General features: G+C 59.9%; 19 protein-coding genes and 1 pseudogene. 7 read left to right on the plus strand and 13 right to left on the minus strand.

All coding sequences use genetic code 11. The features are described from left to right. Window positions 1-77 precede the first annotated feature (77 nt). The 8 genes and pseudogenes from ACK4TM_RS06495 to ACK4TM_RS06530 form a co-directional block, all read right to left on the minus strand. Window positions 78-770, minus strand: coding sequence for a GntR family transcriptional regulator (locus tag ACK4TM_RS06495; RefSeq protein ID WP_409698519.1), 693 nt, complete (start codon window positions 768-770; stop codon window positions 78-80). Window positions 771-890: 120 nt separating this feature from the next. Next, the gene (locus ACK4TM_RS06500; RefSeq protein WP_409698522.1) at window positions 891-2,246 is read right to left on the minus strand and encodes an FGGY-family carbohydrate kinase; all 1,356 of its coding nucleotides are present in this window, start codon (window positions 2,244-2,246) and stop codon (window positions 891-893) included. Beyond that, window positions 2,243-2,557, minus strand: a complete 315-nt coding sequence (locus ACK4TM_RS06505) for an L-rhamnose mutarotase (RefSeq protein WP_409698525.1) — start codon at window positions 2,555-2,557, stop codon at window positions 2,243-2,245. Before ACK4TM_RS06505 ends, ACK4TM_RS06500 begins: the two co-directional genes overlap by 4 nt. Next, window positions 2,558-3,544, minus strand: coding sequence for an ABC transporter permease (locus ACK4TM_RS06510; RefSeq protein WP_409698528.1), 987 nt, complete (start codon window positions 3,542-3,544; stop codon window positions 2,558-2,560). Then, a pseudogene (locus ACK4TM_RS06515) lies at window positions 3,541-4,509 on the minus strand (ABC transporter permease). The gene ACK4TM_RS06510 and the pseudogene ACK4TM_RS06515 overlap by 4 nt, the downstream one beginning before the upstream one ends. Next, the gene (locus ACK4TM_RS06520; protein WP_409698531.1) at window positions 4,506-6,002 is read right to left on the minus strand and encodes a sugar ABC transporter ATP-binding protein; all 1,497 of its coding nucleotides are present in this window, start codon (window positions 6,000-6,002) and stop codon (window positions 4,506-4,508) included. The pseudogene ACK4TM_RS06515 and the gene ACK4TM_RS06520 overlap by 4 nt, the downstream one beginning before the upstream one ends. Before the next feature lie 61 nt (window positions 6,003-6,063). Beyond that, entirely contained in the window at window positions 6,064-7,056 is a 993-nt protein-coding gene (gene rhaS / locus ACK4TM_RS06525; protein WP_409698534.1) for a rhamnose ABC transporter substrate-binding protein, read from the minus strand. 29 nt (window positions 7,057-7,085) lie between these two features. Then, complete coding sequence (locus ACK4TM_RS06530; RefSeq protein WP_409698537.1) at window positions 7,086-7,898, minus strand: DeoR/GlpR family DNA-binding transcription regulator; 813 nt, start codon at window positions 7,896-7,898, stop codon at window positions 7,086-7,088. A 165-nt stretch (window positions 7,899-8,063) separates the two neighbouring features. On the opposite strand from ACK4TM_RS06530, the gene ACK4TM_RS06535 reads away from it, so the two are divergent. Both ACK4TM_RS06535 and ACK4TM_RS06540 read left to right on the plus strand, forming a co-directional pair. Then, window positions 8,064-10,160, plus strand: coding sequence for a bifunctional rhamnulose-1-phosphate aldolase/short-chain dehydrogenase (locus ACK4TM_RS06535; RefSeq protein ID WP_409698540.1), 2,097 nt, complete (start codon window positions 8,064-8,066; stop codon window positions 10,158-10,160). 10 nt (window positions 10,161-10,170) lie between these two features. Further along, the gene (locus ACK4TM_RS06540) at window positions 10,171-11,415 is read left to right on the plus strand and encodes an L-rhamnose isomerase (RefSeq protein ID WP_409698543.1); all 1,245 of its coding nucleotides are present in this window, start codon (window positions 10,171-10,173) and stop codon (window positions 11,413-11,415) included. Here ACK4TM_RS06540 and ACK4TM_RS06545 read toward each other — a convergent pair. Together ACK4TM_RS06545 and ACK4TM_RS06550 are read right to left on the minus strand one after the other, a co-directional pair. Then, entirely contained in the window at window positions 11,412-12,392 is a 981-nt protein-coding gene (locus ACK4TM_RS06545) for an amidohydrolase family protein (protein WP_409698547.1), read from the minus strand. The two genes, ACK4TM_RS06540 and ACK4TM_RS06545, sit on opposite strands and share 4 nt — an antisense overlap. A 296-nt stretch (window positions 12,393-12,688) precedes the next feature. Beyond that, window positions 12,689-13,159, minus strand: a complete 471-nt coding sequence (locus ACK4TM_RS06550) for a CIA30 family protein (RefSeq protein ID WP_409698550.1) — start codon at window positions 13,157-13,159, stop codon at window positions 12,689-12,691. Window positions 13,160-13,271: 112 nt separating this feature from the next. Here ACK4TM_RS06550 and ACK4TM_RS06555 point away from each other — a divergent pair, with 112 nt between their 5' ends. From ACK4TM_RS06555 to ACK4TM_RS06565, 3 genes are all read left to right on the plus strand, one after another. After that, window positions 13,272-13,811 carry a sigma-70 family RNA polymerase sigma factor gene (locus ACK4TM_RS06555; RefSeq protein ID WP_409698553.1) on the plus strand — a complete coding sequence of 180 codons (540 nt, stop codon included), beginning with the start codon at window positions 13,272-13,274 and terminating at the stop codon, window positions 13,809-13,811. Continuing rightward, window positions 13,811-14,497, plus strand: a complete 687-nt coding sequence (locus tag ACK4TM_RS06560) for an anti-sigma factor domain-containing protein (RefSeq protein WP_409698556.1) — start codon at window positions 13,811-13,813, stop codon at window positions 14,495-14,497. The genes ACK4TM_RS06555 and ACK4TM_RS06560 overlap by 1 nt, the downstream gene beginning before the upstream one ends. A 251-nt stretch (window positions 14,498-14,748) precedes the next feature. Beyond that, window positions 14,749-15,294 carry a fasciclin domain-containing protein gene (locus ACK4TM_RS06565; RefSeq protein ID WP_409698575.1) on the plus strand — a complete coding sequence of 182 codons (546 nt, stop codon included), beginning with the start codon at window positions 14,749-14,751 and terminating at the stop codon, window positions 15,292-15,294. 121 nt (window positions 15,295-15,415) lie between these two features. Here ACK4TM_RS06565 and doeB read toward each other — a convergent pair whose 3' ends face one another. Together doeB and ACK4TM_RS06575 are read right to left on the minus strand one after the other, a co-directional pair. Next, on the minus strand, window positions 15,416-16,456 hold the full coding sequence (gene doeB, locus ACK4TM_RS06570; protein ID WP_409698559.1) for a N(2)-acetyl-L-2,4-diaminobutanoate deacetylase DoeB: 1,041 nt from the start codon (window positions 16,454-16,456) through the stop codon (window positions 15,416-15,418). Next, window positions 16,414-17,598 carry a M24 family metallopeptidase gene (locus tag ACK4TM_RS06575; protein WP_409698562.1) on the minus strand — a complete coding sequence of 395 codons (1,185 nt, stop codon included), beginning with the start codon at window positions 17,596-17,598 and terminating at the stop codon, window positions 16,414-16,416. The genes doeB and ACK4TM_RS06575 overlap by 43 nt, the downstream gene beginning before the upstream one ends. A 170-nt stretch (window positions 17,599-17,768) precedes the next feature. Here ACK4TM_RS06575 and ACK4TM_RS06580 point away from each other — a divergent pair, with 170 nt between their 5' ends. Together ACK4TM_RS06580 and gabT are read left to right on the plus strand one after the other, a co-directional pair. After that, entirely contained in the window at window positions 17,769-19,148 is a 1,380-nt protein-coding gene (locus tag ACK4TM_RS06580; RefSeq protein WP_409698565.1) for an aspartate aminotransferase family protein, read from the plus strand. A gap of 63 nt (window positions 19,149-19,211) precedes the next feature. Beyond that, the gene (gabT, locus tag ACK4TM_RS06585) at window positions 19,212-20,531 is read left to right on the plus strand and encodes a 4-aminobutyrate--2-oxoglutarate transaminase (protein WP_409698568.1); all 1,320 of its coding nucleotides are present in this window, start codon (window positions 19,212-19,214) and stop codon (window positions 20,529-20,531) included. Between the two features lie 40 nt (window positions 20,532-20,571). Here gabT and ACK4TM_RS06590 read toward each other — a convergent pair whose 3' ends face one another. After that, window positions 20,572-22,863 (minus strand): Orn/Lys/Arg decarboxylase N-terminal domain-containing protein, encoded by a 2,292-nt coding sequence (locus ACK4TM_RS06590; protein ID WP_409698571.1) that lies wholly within the window; start codon window positions 22,861-22,863, stop codon window positions 20,572-20,574. Window positions 22,864-22,883: the final 20 nt, after the last annotated feature.

Genomic DNA, 22,883 nt, shown 5'->3' on the forward strand with positions numbered 1-22,883 from the left:
GGCGCGCCTTTGGGCGCGCGCATCGCCCATGCGTCGAATCCGGTCCGGATCAAACGGTTTCGCCGTCTTCCTGCTGGTCACGTCGACAAGAATGCTGCGGTCCGCTTTTGGCTGGCAGGGTTGTCATCCGGCCAATGCAGCAGCATCGCCTTCGCGGCAGAGATCAGGTGGCGGCGCAGCGCCTTGTCAGCGGCAGGGCCGTTGCGCTGCATCAGAGCCTCCACAATTTGGGCATGTTCGCGGTGCGACCGGGCGATCCGGGTCTGATCGGCAAGCTGCCGTCGCCGGAACGGGGCGAGTTTCAGACGCATCGCTTCGGCCATGGCGTGAAATTCGCTGTTGCGCGCGCCTTCATAGATCAGCTGGTGAAATTCGGTATTGGCCTGTTCATAGGCTGCGACATCCTTTGCGGCCGCGATCTGGCCCATCTTTTCGTGCAGGGTTTCCAGCCGGGCGCGTTCTTCGATGCGCATGCGTTCAGCGGCGAAACGTCCGCAAAGCGCCTCGATCTCGCCCATGGCTTCGAACAATTCATTGATCCGGTCGCGGGTGATTTCGCTGACCACCGTGCCGCGAAACGGGATGCGCGTGACCAGCGCGCGCGACACGAGGATCTGCAACGCCTCGCGTACGGGTGTGCGCGATACCGCGTAACGCTCGGCCAGTGACATTTCATCAAGGCGGGTCCCAGCCTCTAGTTCGCCGGCGATGATCGCTGCTTCCAGCTTCATCGCAATCGTCTGGCCCAGAACGTCGCGTTGTGTTGGCAAGAATGATACTCCATCGGGGCTGCGGCCATAGGGCTTTTCGCTGTTGCGCTTTTCCGGCAAAACCGCGCGTGAACATTACGCGCACCGGCGGGCAAAGTGAAGCCCGCAGTCCTTATGCGCTTACACCGTCAGGCGTCGCCACCTTGCGGCATAATCCGCAAGCGCCTGGGGGCTCTGGGGAGCGGGAACAGCGCTCGTCGCGGGCGGCGTCGCAGCGTCGAGGCACAACAGCGCAGCGCCTGCCGAGGTGCCTGTGGCTGATTCTGCCGTCTCGACCCCGCCGGGCGACAAGGCGCACAACATGTCCAGATAGTCGCCGTTGCGCGCAAAGGGGCCTTCAACGATCACCGGCCCACGCGCGCCGGTCAGGTCCAGACAGCTGCGCGTCATCAGCGCCAGATACCATGACAGCGCAAGCGCCCGCTCCCCCCGTGTTTCGGGGTCAGCGGTCCAGCGTGCCACCTGCCCCTGAAATGGGCCAGAGCCGGGTTCGACCGCAGGCAACAGCATCAGGTCCCGCGCCAGCACGACATCGCGGTCGGCGGCATCGGGCGCGGCGTTGTCGCCCTGGCTGATCAGCTCGAATTCCCGCCCGCCCATGAAACGCGCCGATGGCACCGCATCCCCGCGCGCGTTGACGTTGACCAACACGTCACGCATCGGATCGGGGGCGACCGGATCACCGCCAATCGCCATGCAGATCACCCAGGTGCCGGTTGAGACGACCGAGAAAGGCTCTGCCCGCCCCAGCAGATGCGGATAAAGCGACGCGTTGGAATCGTGGATTCCCACGCTGACAGGGGTCTGCACCGACAGCCCGGTCATGGTGGTGACGGCAGGCAAAAGGGTGCCCAATTGCCCGTCCGGCCTGCGGGGTGCGCCCATCTTGCCCGTCAGCCCCAATCGCGCCACCAGCGGCGAAAACTGCGCCGCCGAAGGCGCCCAAAGATCCGTGTGGCAGCCCAAAGACGAGACATCACACGCCATCTGCCCGGTGAGTCGCCAGCCCCAGTATTGCGGGTAGGTCAGCACATGGGCCACGCGGTCGCGCAGATCAGGATCTGCCCCAAACATCCAGTGCAGTTGCGCGCCAAGGTTCAGCCCCCTGGGCAGACGCGGCGATCCGGTCTGCGCAAAATCCGGGCGCAGGGCATCATATGCAGCAGCCAGATCATCGGGGCCGTCATGTTCATAATCCAGCATCGGTGCCGCCAGATTGCCCGCCTGATCCAGCAACACCGCCGCCGCACCATGCGTGGTTACCGAAATCGCATCGACGCCCCATTGCGTGTGAAATTCCGCCAGATGGCGCAGAAAAAAATCCCAATGCCCGTCCAGATCGAAATGCGGCCAGGGGGGGCCGGGCAGCACCTTGTTGGGGCGGGTGACGACGCTGATCTCGCGTAGTGAACCTTCCTCGACTAGTGCCAGTTTGGCATTGGTCTTGCCGACATCAATGACCGCGATCCGTTTCATGGCATATGGAACATGGGCGCAAGCGGTGTCGCAACGGGTTCGTTCCCGGCGCCGGTCTGCATGATATCCGCCATATGCGCCCACCAGCGTTGCATCACCGGATGATCGGGCAGCGCATCCATCCCGTGATCATCACACCGCCAAAGAACCCCGAACAGGGTGTGGGTGTCGCGGTCCAGATGGATCGAATAATCGCTGACCCCCGCTTGATGCAACAGATCGACCAGTTCCGGCCAGATTGCATCATGGCGACGTCTGTATTCGTCTTCCATCCCCGGGTTAAGCTGCATCTTGAATGCGTATTTTTCCATTCATCTTTTCCCGAACAAACGTGGCAGGGCGATGACACTGATCAGCAGAACGCCTAAGAAGATGCTCATCACGATCCCCGGCACATTCAGCAGGCCAAAGCCGAAGGTGACCATGCCCATGATCAGCGCCGCCAGCACGACGCCCGGAATGCTGCCCGATCCGCCAAGGATATTCACCCCGCCAAGCACGACCATGGTCACCACCTCCAGCTCGAACCCCATGGCGATGGATGGCCGCGTCGATCCCAGCCGCGAGGTGAGACAAACAGCGGCAACGCCGGACATCAGCCCGGTCATCAGGAACAGAATGAACTTCACCCGCGCCACGCGGATACCTGAAAACTGCGCCGCCGTGGCGTTGTTGCCGATCGCATAGACTGCCCGGCCAAAGCTGCTGCGGTGTAACAGCACCCAATAGATCACAGCAAGGACAGTGAACAAAACCAGCTCGAAACTGAACACCCACCAGACATAGCCCTGTCCGAAATAGGCAAAGCCCGGCGGATAGCCGGTGAACGCTTGATCCCCCAGCACGATATAGGCGATGCCGCGAAACAGGCTCATTGTGCCGATGGTCACGACGATGGATGGCAACCCCATCCCCGCGACCAGAATGCCGTTGAACGCCCCGCAAAGCAGCCCGGTGCCCAACCCCACCAGCACCAGAACCGGCACGCCGGCCCCTGCCTGCATCGCCACGCCCATCGCGGTTGAGGCCAGCGCGATGATCGACGCGACGGACAAATCAATCTCGCCCGAGATGATCAGCAGCGCCATGGCCAGCGCGATCATCGCCTTTTCGGTAAAGTTGAAAGTCGCGTCCGACAGGTTCCAGGCATTCAGAAAATAGGGCGAGGTAAAGGAATTGGTCACAAAGATCGCAATCGCCACCGCGACAAGGATCGACTCCCAGGACCGCAAGGCGCGCGCGGCAGGCGATTGCAGCCGGTCAGGGATAGCGCGGGCGGTGTGTGTTTGGTGGGTCATGTGGGCTCTACCTCTTTGAGGATGATGCGGCCTTTGGGGCGGTTCTGGGTGGCGTTCAGCGCGACGGCAATCACGATGGCGCTGCCGGAAATCGCCATCTGCCAGAAGGGCGAAATGCCAATGACCGGCAGCGCGTTATTGATGACGCCCAGAAACAGCGCCCCCAGCACAGCGCCGATGACACTGCCCGCCCCGCCCGCGATGGCGATCCCGCCGATTACGCACGCCGCCACGACCTGCAGTTAAAACCCGGCGGCTACATCGACAAACGCGACTGCATAGCGCGCCACCCAAAGATAGCCCGTCAGCCCCGCCAAAGCACCAGAGATGATGAACGCAATGCATTGCGTCCGCCCGACATCGATGCCGGTATAAACCGCCGCATGCGGATTACCGCCGACAGCATAGAAAGACCGGCCCAACGGCGTGCGGGTCAGGACGACAAAGAACAAAGCGATAGCCAGCAACGCAACCCAGCTCATCACCGGCAGGCCCAGCAGCATCGTGCGGGGCAGCGCCTTGAATGCAGCGCTCATCTGATGGGCATTGACCCACGCGCCGCCGGTCATCAGAAAGATCGAGCCGCGAAAGATCGTCATCGTGCCCAAGGTCACTACGATAGAAGGGATGCCCAGTTTCCAGACCAACAGCCCGTTGACCGCGCCAAGGGCACCGCCCATCAGCACCACGGCGATCAGAATCAGCGGCAGCGGCAGGCCCATTCCGTTCAGCAGCGCCGCCGCCATGCCGCAAAGTGCGAGATTGGCGGCAACCGATAGGTCGATGCACTTGGTCAGGATCACGATCATCTGACCAATCGCCAGCAGGATCAGCGGCGATGTGTCATTGAACACATTGACCAGATTGCCGGGCCGTACAAACGCGGGAAAACGCATCGCCACCCCGCCGATCAGCAGCACAATGGCAAAAGCAAGCAAAACATCGCGGTTCTTGAGAATATTCATGCGGCCTCTGCTATCCCTGCGGCGGCGCGGACCAACCGTTCGGGGGTCATCGCATCGCCTGTGACTTCATCCACGATCCGGCCTTCACGCATCACGATCACACGGTCGGACATGCCCAGCACCTCGGGGATTTCGGAACTTACCATGATCACCGCCAACCCTTCGGCGGCCAGTTCGGCCATGAATTCATGCACCGCCGCCTTGGACCCGATATCAATGCCCTTGGTCGGCTCATCCAGAATGATCACGCGGGGCTTGGTGGCCAGCCATTTGGCGATCACCACCTTTTGCTGGTTCCCCCCCGACAAAAGCCCCAGTTCCTGATCCAGACTGGCAGCGCGCAGATCAAGCTTGCGGGTATAATCGCGGGCGAGCTTGAATTCCTCGGCGAGCCGCAGGAACCCACCCCGCCCGGTGCGCGACAGCGATGGCAGGGTAACGTTCTGAAAGATCGGCAAACCGCGGATCGCCCCCTGCCGCCCGCGATCTTCGGGCACATAGACGATGCCGGCGGAAATCGCGTCATGGGTGGACCGGATCACGCGGACCTGATCGTCAATCCGCACGGCACCTTTCGACGGGGTGGTGATGCCGAACAGGGCTTGCATCACCTCGGACCGGCCAGCGCCGACAAGGCCGTAGAACCCAAGGATTTCGCCCTGATGCAAGGTAAAGCGGATATCGGCAAATTCTGTCGGGTGGTTATAGCCCGCGACAGTCAGCACCGGCGCGCCGATATGTGGGGTGCGGGTCGGGAAAATCTGATCCACGGCGCGGCCGACCATCATCTGCACCAACTGACCTTCAGTAATGTCTGCCATCGCGCCCGCGCCGACGAATTGCCCGTCACGGAACACGGTGTAACGGTCGGCGATGCGGAAGATTTCGTCAAACTTGTGGCTGATGAACAGGATCGCTTTGCCCTGGCGTTTCAGCGTTTCGACCAGATCGTAAAGTTCGTGGATTTCTTTATGGCTCAGCGCCGCTGTCGGTTCATCCAGCACGACGACCCGCGCATCAGTGGACAAGGCCCGCGCAATCGCCACCAGATGTTTCGACGCGATGCCCAGATCGCCCAAACGCAGATCAGGGTCCATTGACGATCCGATACCCGCCAAAAGCTCCCGCGCACCTTTTCGCATCGCGCGGTGATCGATCAGCCCGAACCGGTTGCGCGGCGCATGGCCCAGCCAGATATTCTCGGCCACCGATAATTCGTCGAACAACACCGTTTCCTGATGGATCGCAGTCACACCGGCCTTGGACGCATCTTGCGCATTGGCGAAATGCAGGTCCTGACCATCCATCGTGATCGTGCCTTCTTCGGGTTGGTAGATGCCGGTCAGCACCTTGACGATCGTGGATTTGCCCGCGCCGTTTTCACCGATCAGTGCGGTGACCTGACCGGGATACAGGTCAAGCTGCACGTCTTGCAGCGCCTTGACCCCCGGAAATGACTTGCAGATGCCGCGAAGCGACAGGATGGGTTCCATCAGACTGGCCTTTGGGAAAAGTTGACCCCGGCAAGGACATGCCCTGCCGGGGCGAAAGCGCTTAGAAAATCGACTTGAATTCGTCGATGTTCGACGCGTCATAGGTGAACGGGTCAGCCATCGCTGCCTCGTTGTTGTCGTCCAGCACAGCCTCACCGATCCGGCCCATGGAAATGGACGCACCGGGTTCGGCGGTCGCTTCACCCTTCAGCAGGTTGTACGAGATCATCGTGGCGGCATAACCCAGATCAATCGGATTCCAGATCGCAAAGCTCAGCGTGGCACCGGATTCAACCGCGCCCGCCATTTCCGATGGCAGACCCAGACCGGTGACATTCACTTCACCGATCTTGCCCGCATCAGCCACAGCCTGCGATGCGGCCAGAATGCCCACAGTTGTTGGCGCGATGATGGCACGCAGATCAGGATAGGTGGACATCAGGCCCTGGGCTTCGCGATAGGATTTATCAGCGAGGTCGTCCCCATACACCGTCGCAACAAGGTTGATGCCTTCGTAGTCAGGCAGCACTTTCGTCGCTTCCTCGATCCAGATGTTCTGGTTCGTCGATGTCGATGTCGCCGACAGGATCGCCACATCACCACCGTCAGGCAGGTGATCGGCGGCCAGACGGATGATCGTATTGCCGATCAGTTCGGGCGATGACGGGTTTAGATGCATCTGACGCCCTTCAGGGGCGACACCGCTGTCCCAGGAAATCACCGTGATGCCACGGTCCATCGCACGGCGCAGCGCGGGGGCCACGGCGTCAGGGTCATTGGCCGAAATCGCGATGGCGTCGACGCCTTGCGCAATCAGGGCGTTGATCACCTCAATCTGGCCCTCGGCGGTGGTGCTGGTCGGGCCGGTGTAGATGATTTCGACATCACCCAGCTCGGCTGCAGCTTCTTCGGCACCTTCATTGGCGGCTTCGAAAAAGCCGATCCCCAGCGCCTTGACCACCAGTGCGATCCGCACGTTTTCGGCCGCCGCAGGTTGCGCCAGCATCAGCGATGCCATGGCAGCCGTGGCCAGCGTTTTCTTCATAATTGACATTGTTTCGTCCTCCCTTTCAAAAATAACCGTCAGGCGTCGCCTGCCCGGTCCTCCGTTCTGTCAGCGGCGCCTGTGCGCGCCACGATCAGCTTAATATCCGCCGCGTCCAGCATGGCGGCATCGCGGTCGGTGATCCCCTCGTCCGTGATGACTGTATGGATTCGCGACAGCGCGCAGAGCAGCAGGCTGGAACGGGCGGAAAATTTCGTACTATCGGCCAGAACCACAAGTTCATCGGCTTGATTGATCAGCTTTTGTTCGGCCTGCACCAGCATCGGATCGCCTTCCATCAGCCCCAGCGCGCCAAGCCCGCGACAGCCCATGAACATGCGGCTGGCATAGAAATTGCGGCTGCCGTCCTCATCAAAAGGCGACAGGATGATGTTCTGTTCGCGGTAAATCGCACCGGCAGGCAGCAACACCGTATTGCGGGAATGTTTCAGCAGATGTTCCGCGATGGGAAAGCTGTTGGTAAAGACCTGCAAACGGCGCGCCGTCAGCGGATGTACCATCTGGAACGTCGTGGTGCCGCCGTTGATGATGATCGCCTCGCCATCCTTGCACAGATCGACCGCGGCACGGGCAATCGCGCGCTTTTCCGCCAGACGGATGGTTTCATTCAAGCTGAACGGGCGGGCGTTGATGCTGACGAATTGCGTGGGCGACACCGATTCCGCCCCACCGCGCACCCGGCGCAGTTTCTTTTGCAGATGAAGTGCGGCGATATCGCGGCGAATGGTGGCCTCGCTCGCCCCGGTCAGTGTCACCAGATCAGCAACCGTCACGACGGGCCTACCTTCGATGGATGACAAGATGATCCTGTGGCGTTCGCTTTCGTGCATCGCATTCTCCCCTGCCGTTCAGTTTCCACTCAAAACAGTCATTGTCAATCATTTTCAGTCATAATTTGCATTTCTGCAGTGCAGCATGATTGAACATGATCGTTATTGATTGACTTTCACGAGCAAACCAGCGCAATTTCCATTCAACCGTCAGAGGAGGATACCATGACAGCACCCGACAACCATTTGAAAAACCTGTGGGATGACGCGCAGGCGGCTGGCATGAGCGAGTCGGAAAAACTGCTTTATCGCTCGAACCTGCTCGGTTCTGACAAGCGGGTGACGAATTACGGCGGCGGCAATACCAGCGCCAAGGTGATGGAACGCGATCCCCTGACCGGCGACATGGTCGAGGTGTTGTGGGTCAAAGGCTCCGGCGGCGATATTGGCTCCATCAAGATGGATGGGTTTTCAACGCTTTACATGGATAAACTGCACGCGCTGAAAGGCATGTATCGCGGTCTGGACCATGAGGATGAAATGGTCGGGTATCTGCCGCATTGCACCTTCAACCTGAACCCGCGCGCGGCCAGCATCGACACGCCCTTGCATGCCTATGTCCCACGCAAACATGTCGATCACGTCCATTCCGATGCGATCATCGCCATCGCCGCCTCGGTCAATTCACGCGAACTGACACAGGAAGTGTTCGGCAATGACATTGGCTGGCTGCCCTGGAAAAAGCCCGGCTATGAACTGGGGCTGTGGCTGGAAAAGCTCGCCACTGAAAATCCGCAGATGCGCGGTGCCGTGCTGGAAAGCCACGGCCTGTTCACCTGGGCGGATGATGCCAAGGAATGTTACCTCACCACGCTGGAAATCATCAACAAGGCCGCCGATTGGCTGGCCGAAAATTCCGCAGGCAAGCCCGCCTTTGGCGGCGCGAAACATACCGACCTGCCCGCCGAAGATCGCCGCGCCATCGCGGCAGAACTGATGCCGGTGATCCGTGGCCTGATCTCGGGCGATCGTCACAAGGTCGGGCATTTTGATGACAGTGCGGCAGTGCTGGAATTCGTCAGCTCGCAGATGCTGGACGAACTGGCCCCGATGGGCACCTCCTGCCCGGACCATTTCCTGCGCACCAAAATCCGCCCGCTGGTCGTGGATTTTGATCCTGCCAAGCCCGACATTGCCGCAACGCGGGACAGCCTCGCACCGGCGATTGAACAATACCGCGCCGATTACGCCGCCTATTACGACCGCTGCAAACACAACGACAGCCCCGCCCTGCGCGACCCAAATGCAGTTGTTTATCTGATCCCCGGTGTCGGCATGATCACCTTTGCGCTGGACAAGGCGACAGCGCGGATTTCTGGTGAATTCTACGTCAATGCGATCAACGTGATGCGCGGCGCCTCTGCCGTGTCCACCTATCAGGGCCTGCCCGAACAGGAAGCCTTTGACATCGAATACTGGCTGCTGGAAGAGGCGAAACTGCAACGCATGCCCAAGCCGAAATCACTGGCTGGCCGGATCGCACTGGTCACCGGCGGCGCGGGCGGCATCGGATCGGCCACCGCCGAACGGCTGCTGCGCGAAGGTGCCTGCGTCATGCTCGCCGATATTGACGGCGCGGCGGTCGATGATGTCGCTGCAGGCATGGCCAAAGCCTTTGGCGGCGATGTCGTGCGCGCCGTGGCGATGGATGTGACAGATGAAACACAGGTGATTGCCGCCTATACAAAAGCGGCGCTGGAATTCGGCGGGGTGGATATCCTTGTCTCCAACGCCGGTATTGCGTCATCCGCGCCGGTCGAGGAAACCAGCCTCGCGCTGTGGAACAAGAACATGGATATCCTGTCCACCGGCTATTTCCTTGTCAGCCGCGAGGCGTTCAAACTGCTGCGCACGCAAGGGATCGGCGGATCAGTGGTCTTTGTCGCGTCCAAGAACGGGCTGGCCGCCAGCCCCAACGCCAGCGCCTATTGCACCGCCAAGGCCGCAGAAATCCACCTTGCGCGCTGTCTGGCGCTGGAAGGTGCCGATGCCGGTATCCGCGTCAATACCGTCAACCCCGACGCTGTGCTGCGCGGGTCGAAAATCTGGTCCGGCGAATGGCTCGACCAGCGCGCCAGCACTTATCAGACAGACAAGGACGGGCTGGAGGAAATGTATCGCCAACGATCCTTGCTGAAACGGTCGGTCCTGCCAGAAGATATCGCCGAAGGCGTCTATTTCCTCGCCTCAGACCTGTCGGCCAAATCGACCGGCAATATCCTGAACGTCGATGCCGGCAATAAAGAAGCGTTCACGCGCTAAGGGGACGATGATGACCAACAGCTATGATTCCGCCCGCGCGCAATTTGCCGATTGGGGCGTGGATACCGAGGCGGCCTTGGCCGCGCTCACCACCGTGCCGATCTCTGTCCATTGCTGGCAGGGCGATGATGTGGCGGGGTTTGAAACGAAAACCGGCACATCGGGCGGCGGCATTCAGGCCACAGGCAATCATCCGGGCCGCGCGCGCAATCCTGATGAATTGCGCGCCGATCTGGATTTCGCCTTTGCGCAGATCCCCGGCAAACACCGGTTGAACCTGCATGCCTGCTATCTCGACAGTGATGAAAACCCCGACCGCGATGCGATCGCATACCACCATTTCACGCCTTGGGTTGACTGGGCCAAAGACAACGGGTTGGGGCTGGATTTCAACCCGACCTTTTTCGCCCATGCAAAGGCCGACGACAATCTGACCCTGTCGCACCCCGATGCTGGTGTACGCGATTTCTGGATCGAACATGGCAAACGCTGCCGCGAGATTGCAGCAACGATGGGCCGGGAACTTGGCTCTGCCGCAGTGAATAACATCTGGGTGCCGGACGGGTCCAAGGATACGCCAGTCGACCGGATGGCCGCACGCCGCAGGCTGGAAGCATCGCTCGATGCGATAATGGCCGACAAGCTGCCGAAAAGTGAACTGATCGACGCCGTGGAATCCAAACTCTTCGGCATCGGCGTGGAATCCATGACCGTCGGCAGCCATGAATTCTATCTCGGCTATGCGATCCGCAAGGGCACGGCGCTGTGTCTGGATATGGGCCATTTCCACCCGACCGAAAGCGTGGCCGACAAACTGTCATCCGTCGCCCTGTCGGTCGAGGATATCCTGCTGCATGTCTCGCGCCCGGTGCGCTGGGACAGCGACCATGTGATCCTGCTGAACGACGATCTGTTGGCGATGGCGCAGGAACTGGTCTTTGCCGACCTTCTGCCACGCACGCGGATCGGGCTGGATTTCTTTGATGCGACGATCAGCCGGACCGCCGCCTGGGTGATCGGCGTGCGTAATATGCAAAAGGCGCTGCTGCGCGCGTTTTTGCTGCCGCAGACGCAGTTAAAGGCGATGGAGGAAATGCTCGATTTCACCGGACGGCTGGTACTGAGCGAAGAAGCGCGCGACCTGCCCTTTGCGGCCGTCTGGGCGGAGCATTGTGCCCGTGCCGATGTGCCGACAGGGACGCATCTGCTCGCAACTCTGGAAAGCTATCAGGCAAAGGTCGCCGGGCGCGGCTAGTCCCGCGCCAGATCCCAGATCCGGCGGGCGTTCCCCGCGGCCAGCTTGCCCCGTTCCGTGACCGAGGCACCGGCGATCAGCGCCTGTGTCGCGGCCATCCATTGTTCCAGGGATGCATGCAACGTGCAGACCGGGCTGTCAGAGCCCCAGACAACCCGGTCCCAGCCGAAACTGTCGATGATATGTTCGACATAAGGGCGCAGGTGATCAAGGGTCCAGTCCGGTCCGGCATAGGCGCTGACCCCGGAAATTTTCGCATTCACATGCGGACGCCGGGCCAGATCCGCAATTCTGCTAGACCAATCCGCATAACCGCCGCCCGCGATATCCGGCACGCCGCAATGATCCAGCACAAACGTCGTGTTGTCGCAGGCATCAACCAGTTCCGCCGCGATATCCAACTGGCGCGCGGCGACGCAGATATCGAAGGGCAGCCCCCTGCCCCCGATCAGGCGGATATTGGCGCGGAATGCATCATCGCGCGACAGATCATCCGGCATGACATGCAACACCCGGCGGAACCCTTTGATCTGCGCGGCATCACAGCGGTCAAGAAAAGGCGCGAACCCTTCATCCTCTGGCCGGGCGGCAGAGATGCCCCCGATCAGCAGACTATCGTCGCGCATCATCATTTGCGCGACAAAACGGTTCTCAGCCGCGATGTCTTGCGCCGCGCAATCGCATTCCATATGCAGCGCGCCGGTGATCCCGATCCGGCGGGCGACCGTTTCATAGGCCTCAAACGTCCAGTCGCGATCCAGCGCGGGGACATTCTGCAGCCAAGGGTAGGATATCCGGTCGCGCGCGATCAGATGCAGATGCGTGTCAATGAACATGGCGATTCCCCCTTCAAAGCAGGCCACGAGCCGCAAGGTTTTCATCAAGGCCCCCGCGCCGAATGTCCATAGCGCACAATCGGGGGCATAGCGCACCGTATCGACCAACGCCCCTAAGGCAGGATTCGAGATCGTCACCATATCACCGGTTTTATGGTTGAATCCCTACCCCGCAACATCGCGGTCTTCGGTTGGCGCGAACAAGGTCCCCAAAAACAGCATGAAAACGTCCGGGCATTCTTAAATGCCAAGCTGCGCCTATCGGCAAAAGCAGCCCCTCCTTCGCGCGCATCTTCCGTCGCAAAGCAGATCGTTTGCAAGGCGCGATGCAGATAAACAGCGATCAAGGAGCGGTTGCAGCGCGGCAATCGAGGTGGGCCGGATTTGCGACGGCAAGCAGGTAAACAAGAAACCTGAACATCCATATGCGATACATGTCAGTCGCGGTAAAGCCGCAGGCCCGCAACCGCCACATCTGCCACAAAGGCCCGGCCAATCGCCAGAATACCCACCCGCCGCAGGGCGGCCGGGTCAAAGGGGATGTCGTGCTTTTGGGGCGTGAAATCCGCAAAGGGGAATGTCAGGCTTTGCCAGTCGGGCCGCGCGGTGAAATCCGCACGAAATGATTGCCATGGCCGTGTCAACTGATCGGTGCGCAGCCTGATGTCATAGCTTTCACCGTTGCCGCAGAGATCCAGCATGATCCCGTCCCAGCCGCTTGCATCGATATCCGGCAGATCACTGGCGATCTGCACAAAGCCGCCGTTGTTTTCCAGCGATACATCGCCGCACAAACGCGTCGCCATGCGGCCCTGCACCATTTCCTGCGTCATCTGCCCTGCAGAGACACCGCCCATGACGCGGTCGGCGATATATTCCCAATCTGCTGTGATTTCGATCTGCGTCATAGGCTATCCATGCGTGATGTGCGCCGTTTGCACAACATCATACCACAGCGACGCCATGTCGCAGTGCCACATTCCGTTTGCCAAACAGGTGCAGTGATGACAAAACCTCTGTATGACAACCCGTGAAGACGTTGAAAACATGATCCTGCGGGTTGGGCTGGGCGACAGGGCCGCCTTTTCCGCACTTTATGACGCGACCTCGGCGAAACTATTTGGCGTGTGCCTGCGTATCTTGAATGATAGGGCCGAAGCCGAAGACGCGCTGCAGGATGCATTTGTCAGGATCTGGCAAAAAGCCGGCAATTATGCCGTCAACGGTTACAGCCCCATGACCTGGTTAATTACGCTGACTCGCAATCTCGCCATCGACAGACTGCGCGCCCGCAAGGGCGGGAATGTCGATATCGATGAGGTGCATGACCTGAAGGATCCAGGCCCCACGCCAGAGGCGGCGGCGGTGGCTGCATCCGAAAGATCACGGCTTGATGGATGCTTGGGTGAATTGCCTGCTGACCGGGCCGATGCCGTGCGGGGTGCTTACCTTGACGGCTATAGTTACGACGAACTGGCGACGCGCTTCGAGGTGCCGCTGAACACGATGCGAACATGGTTGCGCCGCAGCCTGATCAAACTGAAAGATTGCCTGAGCTGATGACAGCCGCCGACGATCATAACGACGATATCACCCTTGCCGGTGAATATGCGCTGCATCTGATGGATGCAGCCGAACGTCGTGCGTTCGAGGCGCGGCTGGACGCAGAACCGGCCTTGCGCGCCTTGGTCACGGAATGGAACGCGCAGTTGATCCCGCTGGCCGACGACTTTGCCCCGCAAACCCCGCCCGCATCCGTCAAGGCCCGGGTCGAGGCGGTTCTGTTCCCGTCGGCACCGAAACAATCTTGGTCTTTGTGGCGCGTGCTGGTCGGGTCCGGTTTTGCCGCAGCGCTGGCCGTTGTCGTGCTGGTGATGCTGCCGCAGGACGATGCCCCGGCTCCCTTCACCCCGAGCCTGACAGCCCAGATCGCCGCCGAAGATGCCAGCCTTGTCGTTCTGGCCAGTTATGCGCCGGAAACCGGATTGTTGCGGATCGACCGACAGGCCGGTGCCGCCGCCGAAGGGCGCGTGCTGGAATTATGGCTGATCGCCGAAGGCGCGGATACGCCGGTGTCGCTGGGCGTGCTGCCTGATGATGCACAAACCGAAATCATGCTGCCCGACACGCTTGCCCCTGCGATTTCCGGTGGGACATTGGCGATCAGTGACGAACCATTGGGCGGTTCGCCCATCGGTGTGCCAACCGGCGACGTGCTGGCGGTGGGTGCTGTCGTTTCGATTTGACGCCTTTCGCGTGGCTGCGCAACATGAAGCGCGCCGCGCAAGAGTATTTCCTGCAACATGAAGATACCTTCCCCGCGGGGAAGGTTCTGTGACCGCGCCGCCTGTGAGGTTGATCACATCCGCATGATACGATTTTTTCTTAATTTTTGATAAACATCGCTTTCGCTGAAACTAATTCCGCAGGGGCAGCGTGGTTCTTTGTATCGCCGGGTAGAGACCCGGTTCACCAGACAAGGAACCATCCCATGACTATGTTGAAATCCACAATCGCCGCTTTGACGCTTTCTGTCGCTGCTTCCACTGCTTTCGCAGAAAACCCGATGGTTGGCGGCGCGCCGATGCTGGTCGAACGGAACATCGTAGAAAACGCCGTGAATTCTGCCGATCACACCACGCTGGTCGCCGCTGTGCAGGCTGCCGGTCTGGTCGAAACGCTGCAGTCCGAAGGCCCGTTCACCGTTTTCGCCCCGGTCAATGACGCGTTCGCCGCGCTGCCCGAAGGCACCGTTGAATCGCTGTTGCTGCCCGAAAACGTTGACCAGTTGACGACAATCCTGACCTGCCACGTGGTCGGTGCCAGCGTGATGTCCGATGCGATTGCCGGCATGATTATGGATGCCGATGGCACTTATCCGGTGGAAACACTGGGCGGCTGCGTGTTGCAGGCCACCATGACCGACGACATGATCCAGTTGACCGACGAGAACGGCACAGTTGCGACCGTCACCATCGCTGACGTCGTGCAGTCCAATGGCGTGATCCATGTCATCGATGCGGTACTGACACCTGCTATGTAAGTTTACGGTTTGTTAACCAGTGAACGAGAAAAGGTGTCCAACCAGTAAAATGTTGATGAGTTTTCAACCAGTAGCATGGTGAAAAGTGGCGGCCTCCCTGATTTCGGTCAGGGGGGCCGTTTCATTTACTGGCGGGCGTTTCGCTGATGACCTCGGCCACCAGCGCAACAAAGTCACCGATCTTGACCAGCCCTGGCACATGCCGCGCCGTCAGGATGCCATCGCGCAGGGCGTGGTAGGTGATGGCGGGCACGCCGGTCCTGTCTGCGGGCCAGATGCGGGCGATGGCCTGGCCAGCTTTGACCATATCGCCAAGATCGACCAGATAATCGATCAGCCCGGCATGCTGTGAAAACACGAAACACCTGTCGTCGGGCATATCAAGCTGGATGGTCGGTTCTTTCTGCACATCACCCGCCAGTATTCCCGCATGGATCAGCAGATTGCGGATGCCTTTGCGCGCAATTCCGACGCTGCGCGCCGTGGCGGTTCCCGCGCCGCCCAGTTCGGTTGTGACAAAGGTCTTGCCCTGATTTTCCACCTCGGTATCAAACATGCCGGCTGCGTCGATTTCCAGCATCCGGACCGAATAGGGCGCGTTGAAGGCCTGCATCGCGGCGATGCAGGCGGCTTCTTGCGCCTTGTCGTCAAGGATATGTGCGGCGGCAAAGGGCAGGAAATCCAGCGTGCGCCCGCCGGAATGGAAATCCAGCACGATATCGGCCAAAGGCACGAGTTCTGCTGCGATGTAATGGCAGATTTTCTGCGTCACGGTGCCATCTGCGCGCCCCGGAAAGCTGCGGTTCATATTCGCGCCATCGATGGGCGAACAGCGGCTGCCTTCGGCAAAGGCGGGCAGGTTCATCATCGGCAGGATGATGACGCGGCCTGTGATTTCTTCTGCCCGCAGGGTCACGGCAAGTTCCTGCAACGCGACCGGGCCTTCGTATTCGTCACCGTGATTGGCCCCGGTCAAGAGCGCGGTCGGCCCGTCCCCGTTCGCGATGACAGTGACGGGGATCATCACCGACCCCCATGCACTGTCATCGCGGCTATAGGGCAGTTTGAAGAAACCATGATGCACGCCCTGCGCATCCAACGGCATCGTGCCTGTGATGCTCATGCTTTCACCACCAGCGCGCGGGGGGTCGTGCAGAAACATTCATAGCCCGTGTCGGTGATCAGGATCGGCTCTGTAATTTCGAGCCCGCCGTCATCCAGCCAGAGCGCGGGCATGAAATGAAACGTCATGCCCGGCTCCAGCACTGTCATATCGCCCTTGCGGAATGATATCGTCCGTTCGCCCCAATCGGGTGGATAGCTGATCCCGATGGCATAGCCACAGCGGCTGTCCTTGATATAGCCCGCCTTGTTCAAGGTCGCGTTGAAGGCATTGGCGATATCCTGCGCCTGATTGCCGGGTCTGGCCTGTTCCAGTCCCGCCTCGACCGCGTCCAGCACGGCGGCTTCGGCATCGCGGTATTTGTCAGGCACCTTGCCCAGAAACAAGGTGCGCGATTGCGGGCATTGATAACGCCTGTGCGCGCCCGCAATCTCGAAAAACGTGGCCTCTCCGGTCTTCATCGGGCGGTCGTCCCATGTCAGATGCGGGGCGGTGGCATCCATACCGGACGGGGCCATCGGCACGATCGCCGGATAATCGCCCCAATGGCCATCCGCGCCCCTGATGCCCGTGGCATAGATATCGGCGATCAGGTCATTCTTGCGCAGGCCGGGTTCGGCCAATTCTACGATGCGCGCATGCATGGTTTCCACGATTCGGGCGGCACGGCGCATATAGTCAATCTCGCGATCCGATTTCACGGCGCGCTGCCAGTTCACCAACCCGGTGCAATCGGTAATTCTTGCCTGCGGCATGCCCGCAAGCAAGGCCGCATGGGCGGCGGCGGAATAATAATAATTGTCCATTTCCACCCCGATCCGGGCCTGACCCAATCCAAGTTCGGTCAACAGCTTTGCCAGTTCCTGCATCGGGTGCTTTTCCGGGTTCTGCACGAAGGTATCGTCATAGCCGCGGATATTGTCGTCGCTTTTCATGAACACCGTGCGGCGGGCGCCCAAAGTATCCATCGCACGGCCCCACCAGATCGGGTCGCCGTCATGCGTGAGGATCGCCCCCTGAAACACATAAAACGACCACCCGTCATAGCCCGTCAGCCAGGATATATTCGACGGGTCGCTGACAAAGATCGCGTCAAGTCCACGCAAGGCCATCTCGGCGCGCGTCTTGGTGATCCGGCGCAGATATTCGCTGGTGGGAAAGTTGGCTTCGAATGTAGTCATCAGGCGGCCTTTGATCAGAATGTTCCGGGCAAGGCTGGGCTGTTTCGCGGTAAGGGGCAAGACGCCAACTGCGGCAATTCATGTCGTTTTCGGGCAAAATCCACCGTGCACAGGGGTAGAGACTTCGCGGCCAACCTCCTAGACTGCACCGGAACGTCAAGGAGAACGCGATGACCGACCAGCTTGCCAATGATCAATTGAGCCAATGGGACCATGATCACTTTTTCCATCCCTCGACCCATCTGGGTCAGTTCGCCCGGCGCGACATCGGCAACCGGATCATCCAATCCGCATCAGGCGTGCATATCACCGACCGCGAAGGGCGCACATCTCTCGACGCTTTTGCGGGGCTTTATTGCGTCAATGTGGGCTACGGCCATCCCGAAATCGCCGAGGCGATTGCCAAACAGGCAAAAGAGCTGGCTTATTATCACGCCTATGTCGGCCATGGGACCGAGGCGTCGATCACCCTGTCACGGATGATCGCCGAACGCGCGCCTGAAGGGATGAACCACGTCTATTACGGCCTCAGCGGGTCGGATGCGAATGAGACGAATGTCAAACTGGTCTGGTATTACAACAACGTGCTGGGCCGGCCGCAGAAGAAAAAGATCATCTCGCGCTGGCGCGGTTATCATGGTTCGGGCCTTGTCACCGGGTCGCTGACCGGGTTGGAACTGTTCCACAAGAAATTCGACCTGCCGCTGACGCAGGTCCTGCATACCGAAGCGCCGTATTTCTATCGCCGCGCGGATCGGGACATGGACGAGGCCGCCTTTTCCGCCGATTGTGCGCAAAAGCTGGAAGAGCTGATCCTGCGCGAAGGGGCCGACACCATCGCCGCCTTTATCGGCGAACCGATGCTGGGCACCGGCGGGATCGTGCCACCCCCTGCGGGGTATTGGGAGGCGATTCAGAAGGTGCTGACCAAATACGACATCCTGCTGATCGCGGACGAGGTGGTGACCGGCTTTGGACGCCTGGGGACGATGATGGGGTCGGATCACTACGGGCTGAAACCCGATCTGATCACCATCGCCAAGGGGCTGACATCGGCCTATGCGCCTTTGTCTGGGTCAATCGTGTCTGACAAGATGTGGGAAGTGCTTGAAAAAGGCACCGATGAATTCGGCCCCTTCGGCCATGGCTGGACTTATTCGGCGCATCCGATCTGTGCGGCGGCGGGGGTGGCGAACCTGAAATTGCTGGATGATCAGAACCTGATCGCCAATGCAGGCAGCGTCGGTGCCTATCTGAATCAGACAATGGCCGCTGCTGTGAGCGATCACACCCATGTCGGCGATGTGCGCGGCGAAGGCATGTGGTGCGCGGTCGAACTGGTCAAGGACCGCGATGACCGCGTGTTCTTTGACGCGGCAGACAAGGTTGCGCCGCGCGTTGTCGCCGCGATGCTCGACCGTGGCGTGATTGCGCGGGCCATGCCGCAGGGCGATATCATCGGCTTTGCCCCGCCCTTCCCGCTGACCCGCGCGCAGGCGGATGAGATCGTCAGCGTGACCAAGGATGCGATAGCGCAGGTTCTGGGATAGATTGACAGGCATGGCCCGGATCAGATTAGGATCACGGCAGGAAAGCCAATAAAGGATCACGCCGTGAACAAGCCCCTGCCCACCCCCGTCGCGGCGCAAACCAACGCCGGTCTGATCGCAAGGCGAGAGGCGGCGGTGCCACGCGGCGTCGCCTCTGCCGCGCCGATATATGCGCATCACGCTGAGAATGCGGAATTATGGGACGTCGAAGGCAACCGCTATATCGACTTTGCCGGTGGCATCGCCGTGCTGAACACCGGCCATCGCCATCCGGCGGTGGTGGCCGCGGCCAAGGCGCAGGAAGATCACTATACACACACCAGTTTTCAGGTCGTGCCATACGAGCCTTATATCGCGCTCGCTGAAAAGCTGAACGCGCTGGCCCCCGGCGATCAGCCGAAAAAGACGCTGCTGGTGACGACGGGGGCCGAGGCGGTGGAAAACGCGGTGAAGATCGCGCGCGCCGCGACGGGCCGTCCCGGTATCATCGCCTTTACAGGTGGGTATCACGGGCGGACCTTGCTGACGCTTGGGATGACCGGCAAGATCAGCCCATATAAAAAGGACGTGGGTCCCTTCCCCTCTGACATCTTCCGCGCGCCGTTTCCCTCTGTCCGTGACGGAATCACGGTGCAGGATGCGCTGACCGGGCTGCAGAACCTGTTCCTGACCGATGCGCAGCCGGACCGGATCGCGGCGATCATCATCGAACCTGTGCTGGGCGAAGGCGGTTACACCCCCGTTCCGTTCGAAATGATGCGCGCCCTGCGCGACATCTGTGACCAACACGGTATCCTGCTGATCGCTGACGAAATTCAGGCCGGTTTCGGCCGCACCGGCACGTGGTTCGCGATTGAACATTCCGGGGTTGTTCCCGACCTGATCACCGTGGCGAAATCCATGGCCGGCGGCTATCCGATTGCCGGTGTGATCGGGCGGGCCGATATCATGGACGCGATGATCCCCGGCGGTCTGGGCGGCACCTATGGCGGTAACCCTGTGGCCTGTGCTGCGGCCTTGGCCGCGATCAAGGCAATCGAAGATGAAGGATTGCTCGGCCGCTCGACCGCGATGGGGGAACATTTCCACACCCGCTTTGCCGAGATCGGCGCGCGTGTCGCCCCTGACCGGATCTGCGACATTCGCGGCTTGGGCGCGATGTTGGCAGTTGAATTTGTCACCGATCTGGCCAGCAACAAACCCGATGCGGCGCTGACCAAGGCCGTCGTGGCCCATGCCCTGCAACGCGGGCTGATCCTGCTGTCATGCGGGATGCATGGCAATGCGCTGCGGATCATGGTGCCGCTGACCGCATCCGATGCGATCATCGACGAAGGTCTGGCAATCTTTGAAGAAGCATTGAAAGCCGCGATCTGCGCATAAAGAAAGTAAGGTGGGCCAAGGTCCACCTTACTTGCCCGGCCTACGCCGCGACGCAATCCGCGTAATAGCGTTTCACCCCATCGGCACCTTTTTCCACCACCAGCCCGTGAATATCATTCTCGAACCCCGGGCAAAGCCGTTCAAATTCGCGGTTGAATTTCAGATATTCCACGATCTTGGCATTGAACACCTCACCCGGGATCAACAGCGGAATACCCGGCGGATAGGGCGTCACCAGCGCCGTCGTGATCCGCCCGACCAGATCATCAATCTCGACCCGCTCCGTGGTGCGCCGCGCGATATGGGCAAAGGCATCGTTCGGCTTCATCGCCGGTTGCAGATCGCTCAGATACATCTCGGTCGACAGGATCGCGACATCATATTTCGCATATAGCTGATGCACATGCTGGCAAAGATCGCGCAACCCCATCTCTTCGTAATGCGGATGTTTGGCGATGAATTCCGGCATCACCCGCCACAAAGGCTGGTTGCGCCCGTAATCATCCTTGAACTGCTGCAGCGCCGCCAACAGCGAATTCCAGCGCCCTTTGGTGATCCCAATCGTGAACATGATGAAAAAACTGTAAAGCCCGGTCTTTTCCACCACGACCCCGTTTTCCACCAGATATTTGGTCACGATGGATGCGGGTATCCCCATTTCCTCGAACCGGCCATCAAGGTTCAGACCGGGCGTGACAATGGTGGTCTTGATCGGGTCCAGCATGTTGAACCCGCGCGCCATATCGCCGAACCCATGCCACGAATCTGTCCCGTCCGAGGCCTGCACACCATCCGCATCGGTTTTCTTCAGCACCCAGTCTTTCGGATCGCCGATACCTTCTTCAACCAAAGCATCCGGCCCCCAAACCTCGAACCACCATTCATCCTCGCCGAATTCGGCATCAACCTTGCGCATCGCCCGGCGGAAATCGAGCGCTTCCATGATGCTTTCTTCCACCAGCGCCACACCACCCGGCGGTTCCATCATCGCCGCCGCCACATCGCAGCTCGCGATGATGCTGTATTGCGGGCTGGTGCTGGTGTGCATCAGATAGGCTTCGTTGAACAAATGCCGGTCCAGCTTGGTATCTTGTGAATCCTGCACCAGCACATGACTCGCCTGCGAAATCCCCGCCAGCAATTTGTGGATCGACTGGGTCGCATAAGTCACCGCATGGCGTGGGCGTTCGCGCTTGCGGCCCATGGAATGGAAATCGCTGTAAAAGCTATGAAATGCCGCATGCGGCAACCAGGCCTCGTCGAAATGCAGGTTTTCGACATAGCCGTCCAGCAGGCCCTTGATTGTTTCGGTGTTGTACAGCACCCCGTCATAGGTTGACTGGGTCAGCGTCATCACCCGCGGCTTGACCGTATCGGCATCGACATGCGCCAGCAGCGGATTGGCGCGGATCTTTTCCTTGATCGCCTCGGGCGAGAATTCGCTTTGTTGGATCGGGCCGATAATGCCGTAATGATTGCGCGTCGGCTTCAGGAACACCGGGATCGCGCCCGTCATAATGATGCTGTGCAGGATTGATTTATGGCAGTTGCGGTCCACGACAACAACATCACCGGGGGCCACGGTATGGTGCCATACCATCTTGTTGCTGGTCGATGTGCCGTTGGTCACAAAGAAACAATGATCCGCGTTGAAAATCCGCGCCGCATTGCGTTCCGACGCACCAATCGCGCCATTGTGGTCCAGCAATTGCCCCAATTCCTCGACCGAATTGCACACATCCGCGCGCAGCATGTTTTCACCGTAAAACTGGTGATACATCTGGCCAATCGGGCTCTTGAGGAAAGCCACACCACCGGAATGCCCTGGGCAATGCCAAGAATATGACCCGTCCTCGGCATAATCCAGCAGCGCCTTGAAAAACGGCGGCTGGATACCTTCCAGATATTTCTTCGCCTCATGCACGATATGCCGCGCCACGAATTCCGGCGTATCCTCGAACATATGGATAAAACCGTGCAATTCGCGCAGGATATCATTGGGCAGATGGCGGCTGGTCTTGGTTTCACCATGCAGGTAAATCGGCACATCTTCGTTTTTGCGGCGCACTTCCTGAATGAAATGGCGCAGGTTCAGCACGGCAGGGTCAAGGTCCGGTCCGGGGCTGAATTCCTCATCATCAATCGACAGAACAAAGGCACTGGCGCGCGATTGCTGCTGCGCGAATTGCGACAGATCACCATAGCTGGTGACGCCCACCACCTCGAATCCCTCTTTCTCGATCGCATCGGCCATGGCCCGGATGCCAAGGCCGGATGTATTCTCCGACCGGAAATCCTCATCAATGATAAAGATGGGGAAACGAAATTTCATGGGATTCTCCTTTGGGGCGC

Source organism: Yoonia sp., from assembly GCF_046292185.1.
Taxonomy (GTDB): domain Bacteria; phylum Pseudomonadota; class Alphaproteobacteria; order Rhodobacterales; family Rhodobacteraceae; genus Yoonia.